This window comes from Microcystis sp. M179S2 (assembly GCF_020245805.1).
In the GTDB taxonomy this organism is placed as follows: domain Bacteria; phylum Cyanobacteriota; class Cyanobacteriia; order Cyanobacteriales; family Microcystaceae; genus Microcystis; species Microcystis aeruginosa.
Genome location: NZ_JADBUE010000229.1, coordinates 1 through 4460, shown reverse-complemented (window position 1 = coordinate 4460; position 4460 = coordinate 1). Strand labels below are relative to the sequence as shown.

At 42.0% G+C, this 4460-nt stretch carries 5 protein-coding genes, 1 tRNA gene and 1 pseudogene; 2 read left to right on the top strand and 5 right to left on the bottom strand.

What is annotated here, in order from left to right; translation table 11 throughout:
- Window positions 1–88: 88 nt before the first annotated feature.
- The 3 genes and pseudogenes from IM500_RS14240 to IM500_RS14230 form a co-directional block, all read right to left on the bottom strand.
- Window positions 89–670, bottom strand: a complete 582-nt coding sequence (locus IM500_RS14240; protein ID WP_190722369.1) for a phycobiliprotein lyase — start codon at window positions 668–670, stop codon at window positions 89–91.
- Between the two features lie 75 nt (window positions 671–745).
- A pseudogene (locus tag IM500_RS14235) lies at window positions 746–1669 on the bottom strand (restriction endonuclease).
- Window positions 1670–2047: 378 nt separating this feature from the next.
- Window positions 2048–2383: a hypothetical protein gene (locus tag IM500_RS14230; RefSeq protein WP_147071731.1), complete on the bottom strand. Its 336-nt coding sequence runs from the start codon at window positions 2381–2383 to the stop codon at window positions 2048–2050.
- Between the two features lie 134 nt (window positions 2384–2517).
- On the opposite strand from IM500_RS14230, the gene IM500_RS14225 reads away from it, so the two are divergent.
- Window positions 2518–2588, top strand: a tRNA-Cys gene (locus IM500_RS14225).
- A gap of 48 nt (window positions 2589–2636) precedes the next feature.
- On the opposite strand, the gene mtnB is transcribed toward IM500_RS14225, so the two are convergent.
- Window positions 2637–3254, bottom strand: a complete 618-nt coding sequence (gene mtnB, locus IM500_RS14220; RefSeq protein ID WP_061431084.1) for a methylthioribulose 1-phosphate dehydratase — start codon at window positions 3252–3254, stop codon at window positions 2637–2639.
- A 238-nt stretch (window positions 3255–3492) separates the two neighbouring features.
- Here mtnB and IM500_RS14215 point away from each other — a divergent pair, with 238 nt between their 5' ends.
- Window positions 3493–3873, top strand: coding sequence for a hypothetical protein (locus tag IM500_RS14215; protein WP_147073966.1), 381 nt, complete (start codon window positions 3493–3495; stop codon window positions 3871–3873).
- Window positions 3874–3883: 10 nt separating this feature from the next.
- Here the strand turns inward: IM500_RS14215 and IM500_RS24525 are convergent, their stop codons facing one another.
- Window positions 3884–4126 carry a hypothetical protein gene (locus IM500_RS24525; RefSeq protein ID WP_045357690.1) on the bottom strand — a complete coding sequence of 81 codons (243 nt, stop codon included), beginning with the start codon at window positions 4124–4126 and terminating at the stop codon, window positions 3884–3886.
- Window positions 4127–4460 lie beyond the last annotated feature (334 nt).

Below are 4460 nucleotides of genomic sequence, written 5' to 3'. Positions count from 1 at the left end.
GGCTCCTGTCTCCTGTCTCCTGTTTCCTGTCTCGTGGCTCCTGGCTCCTGTCTCCTGTCTCCTGTCTCCTGTCTCGTGTCTCCTAGATTTACCAGCCACTAATCGAATAGGATGAAGGTTCGGGGGAATCACCAGAGACTGACTCCGATGACTGATTGCGGGATTCAGCACAAAAAGTGGCCGTATTAAAACCGCCAAAACGTTGAACTGTGCTAGTGCGGAGACGTAAATCGGTATCGGCAAACCAAAAACGCTCGATCGAGGTCATAGTTTCGTATTCTGTAATTAAGACTAAACCTTCCTGTTCATCAATGTGATAACGGCCCGCCACGGGAATGATTTCCGCATAACCTCGCTCCCGCAGGAGAACACCAGCTTGGGGATTATCTTCGTCGGGAATTAGCGCAAAAACGGTGGTTCCTTGATGATTTTCGTTTTCTTTGTCCCACTGCATCGAACCATCCCAACTGACAAAGGCACCCCCCACCGCCTTGGCGGGATCCACTTCGTGCATTTCACAGATAGCGATAATTTTCGGGTTATCGGCGCTTAAAGCTTCCACATAAATCTCGGAATCGCCGGTTTCTGCGCGTCGAAAGGGTAAATGATGGGTGGTGCGCTGAGATTTCCACTGTCCCGCACTTTTCTGAAAAAAGGTCATCCCGTCCATAGTTTTTATCCTCTATTTTTTCCATCTATTTTAACGCCATGGCGGTTTTCTGTAACCCTTGTCCCCCTCTCTCTCTCATTCATCCCCAAAATAATCATGATCGATTCTCTTGATTTCATAGATTTCTTTGGTCGATACACCTAAGTTATAATCGATCATCAATTGACCTAATTCTTCCCCATCAATCAGCACTATTTTTATCTCATTTCTGGGGGCATATTCTAAAGCTTCTTGGGTAAAATAGGAAGTAGTGATAAAAATGCCTTTTTTGGCTCCTTGTCCCGCTAATGCCCCGACAAATTTCTGGATTTCTGGACGACCAACGGCATTATTATCAGCCCATCTTTTGGCTTGAATATAGATTATATCTAAACCGAGTCTATCTTCTTTTATTATTCCATCAATCCCTTGATCACCGCTCTTACCCACTGCTTTACCTGCATCTCTAATCGAGCCACCATAACCCATTTTTACCAGTAATTCTACTACTAATTTTTCAAAAGCATCTGGGGATAATTTTCGCAGAATAGAAAGTAAGTCTGTCGCTAATGCTTGACGAATTTCTTGATAGGAGTTTTCTAGTAATTCCTCTGGGTTTTGTTCTTGATCAGAAGTTGATAAATTGCTTTCAAGAGTAATAGTTTCATTTTGCTTATTGACTCTAGTAAATTCTTGAAACTCAGGAAATTGCCTGAGAAATTTTGTATCGATATGGTCTAGATTTTGAGATAAGATTTCTTTTCCTTTCTCAGAAATTACAAAAGTTGCCCTTTGGGGTGACTCAATTAATCCCGCTTTCTTTAAATAGGTTTTTGCTCAACCGACTCGATTAGCAAAAATTTCTTGTTGTCCACTGGGAAGCATTTCTTTTCTTTCCGCTTCCGTGACTTGAAACTCTCTGACCAAGGCTTCAAAAATTTCTCGATATTTATAAACTTTGCCATCTGCAAGTATTTTTAATAGCGGCAACATAATCGATTGAAAATCTGGAATAGGCATAGTTCAGATGAAAAGCGGGGTCAGTCATTACGATTATACAGCAACAATCTCCAAGAATTTAGATAATAATACAAAATCGTTTTTTAATAGTGCGATTAACTGCCAATCGAACTTTTAAAACCCACTCCCTACTTCCCTAATTCCCCACTCCCTACCCTCCTATACTTTTAAAACAGGATTTAGTATAATACACCTGAACTTATTAATAATCGAGAGGCATTCCTAAAGAATTTGAGAGAGAAATTATCGCCATTGATAATCGTCTTGATACTCAAAAATAAGCTGTTGACTATCTAAATTACTGGTGAAGACTGTCTATAAGTGCCGGAGCGGGTAGCAGGGAGTGTCAATGTCATGGCTAAAAAAACCCTATCCCTGCTATTCATACAAAATCTCATCAAAACAAGCTTCTCCCACACTCGCTAAAGTCCTAGCGGCAGCTTTATCAGTTTTCGACTTCTGCACGAGGGTGCGGAATTGCTGTAGATTGTAACGAGCTTGGAATTTTTTAATCGTGCAGTCGCATAGGTCTTTGGCCACATCAGCAGCTAATCCCTCCGCGCGCGCTCTTTGTAAACATTCTTGACGATAACTGTCAAAAGTCGTGGCAGGATTAGAACTTTGGCTAAGGTAAACGGCATTATTAGCCTGTACTGGCAAGGATAAAGCCAATAAACCGATAAAAGTTAGTAAATATCTTTGATTTCTCATCATAATAGCTTTTTTAAGCCTGAAATCCCCCACTATATTAGAGAACTGCTGCATAAATTATAGATCGATCGCTCAACTCTTGGGTTCCAGTCTTGGCAAACTGCCAACTGTTATGCTAGGATAAGTAGTGCTTGATCGGCGCCATCGCCAAGTGGTAAGGCAGAGGTCTGCAAAACCTTTACCCCCAGTTCGAATCTGGGTGGCGCCTTGGTAAATGTCGGCAGTCTTTCTTTTATTACCTTGTCTAAATTAAGGTTTACCAAGGTTTTACCTGATAGGCTGCCACTAGATAACGAAAAATATACTCAACTATCTCTAAATAATTCTCGGTAGTTTCTAGAGACTCACCCCACACCGTCACACCATGGTAAGAAATCAGTAAAGCGGGAATTTCCGGGGGGAAAGTTGAGAATCTACTTTCTATTTCTGCGGCAATTTTCGGCACATCGAGATAGTTAGCAAAAACCGGCATAAATACTTGAGGATTTTCTACCCAAATACCTAAACCTTTCAACATTTCTAAGGGAGGTAACGATAACTTGTCCTCGCGAGCAAAACGGGAAACTAAATTCGCTTCCACTGAGTGGACATGATAACAAGCTTGCGCTTGGGGAAAGAGACAATAAATCACCTGATGAATGCTAGTTTCGGCCGAAGGACGATTATCTCGATGAGCTAATTCTCTGACTTTTCCCGTCAGATCCACGCGCACAAAATCCTGTTCTGTGAGTTTACCTTTACTTTTGCCACTGGCAGTAATCCAAAAACTATGATCATCAACTTTAGCGGATAAATTACCCGCCGTGCCAAGCATCCAACCCAGTTGATAAAATCTTCCGGCAGCGGCAACTAGAGATAGACGAGGATCGCTCATGGTTTTTAGAGATATGGTGGATAGGGACTGACTATTATAACAAGTTGAAGCGAGCAGACGACCTACTCGCCAGCAGATTTGATGAGGATGTCAATCTGGATAATCTCGATCAAAACTAAACCCAAAGCAGAAGAGAGCGAGGACCCGGTGAGCAAAAAAGAAGATTTAACCGTGGAAATGTGTTAGGGATGTGTTAGGTTAAAGATAATTGCAGCTTTGATGAATCGAGGGTTGAGCCGTGAATAACAACTTTTTCCGCAGCTATTCTGTCAATGATTCTGGTTTGGGTTGTTTATTATCTTTGATTTTAGTCGGATTGTTGTTAGGCTCGATCGGACTGGGTTGGTTAGTCAATAGTTTTTTAATTCTCGTGGCATTCCTGATATTTTCCCCTGTCATTGCTTGGGGGATTTTTCGCTGGTGGTTGCGACGCAATTTAGTTGAAGATAGCTGTCCCGTCTGTAGCTACGAATTTACGGGTTTTAATCGCACAGAATGCCAATGTCCTAACTGTGGTGAACCGTTAAAAGTGGCAGGGGGTAAGTTTATTATTCTCACCCCTCCCGGTACGATCGATGTACAAGCGATCGAAGTACCTACCGGACAGTTGGAAGATTAGGGTCAAACCATTACCATCTAGGCACGCGCACCAAACTGAAAGCGGGGGATCTGAATTTTAACAATAACAGCAGTCCCAACAGGTGAATTGACCAATGAACGAGAATTAAGCCCCAAATAATTGCAAAAATTAAACTACTAACGGCAAGGGCTTTAAAAATATCATTATCGGTTTTTTGATACCAGAGAAGACTAAGGAAGGAAAGCAGTAGGAGTAGAAGCGGAAAAAGTGGGGAGAACATGGGGATCACCATTGGGTGAGGGGACTGTCTTCACATCCATAGCCTATCATTTGCCCTTTACGGCTACGGGTAGCAGATGTTACATACCCCCCTATTTGTCATAAATCTTTAGAATCAAATTAAAAAGTTGACCGAAAAATTGGGTTTAAAGCCTCGCCCTTTTAGGGCGACTTTATCTGATGTATGATATTAAGAATAGCGGGCAGGGTAAGCAACCGCTTAAAAAACCCAGTCATCGCAGGATGAACGCACCTTGAAAACTAGAGTTATGGGGTTCTATAGGGGAATGCTCCTATAGGTAAAAGCTCTAAGCGTCAAGTACCAGAGAAACCAATTATTTTAGAGG

Coding starts and splice junctions, on each gene's coding strand:
- mtnB (WP_061431084.1), bottom strand. CDS start 3,254: ATGAGCGATCCTCGTCTATCTCTAGTTGCCGCTGCCGGAAGATTTTAT.
- IM500_RS24525 (WP_045357690.1), bottom strand. CDS start 4,126: ATGGTGATCCCCATGTTCTCCCCACTTTTTCCGCTTCTACTCCTACTG.
- IM500_RS14230 (WP_147071731.1), bottom strand. CDS start 2,383: ATGATGAGAAATCAAAGATATTTACTAACTTTTATCGGTTTATTGGCT.
- IM500_RS14240 (WP_190722369.1), bottom strand. CDS start 670: ATGGACGGGATGACCTTTTTTCAGAAAAGTGCGGGACAGTGGAAATCT.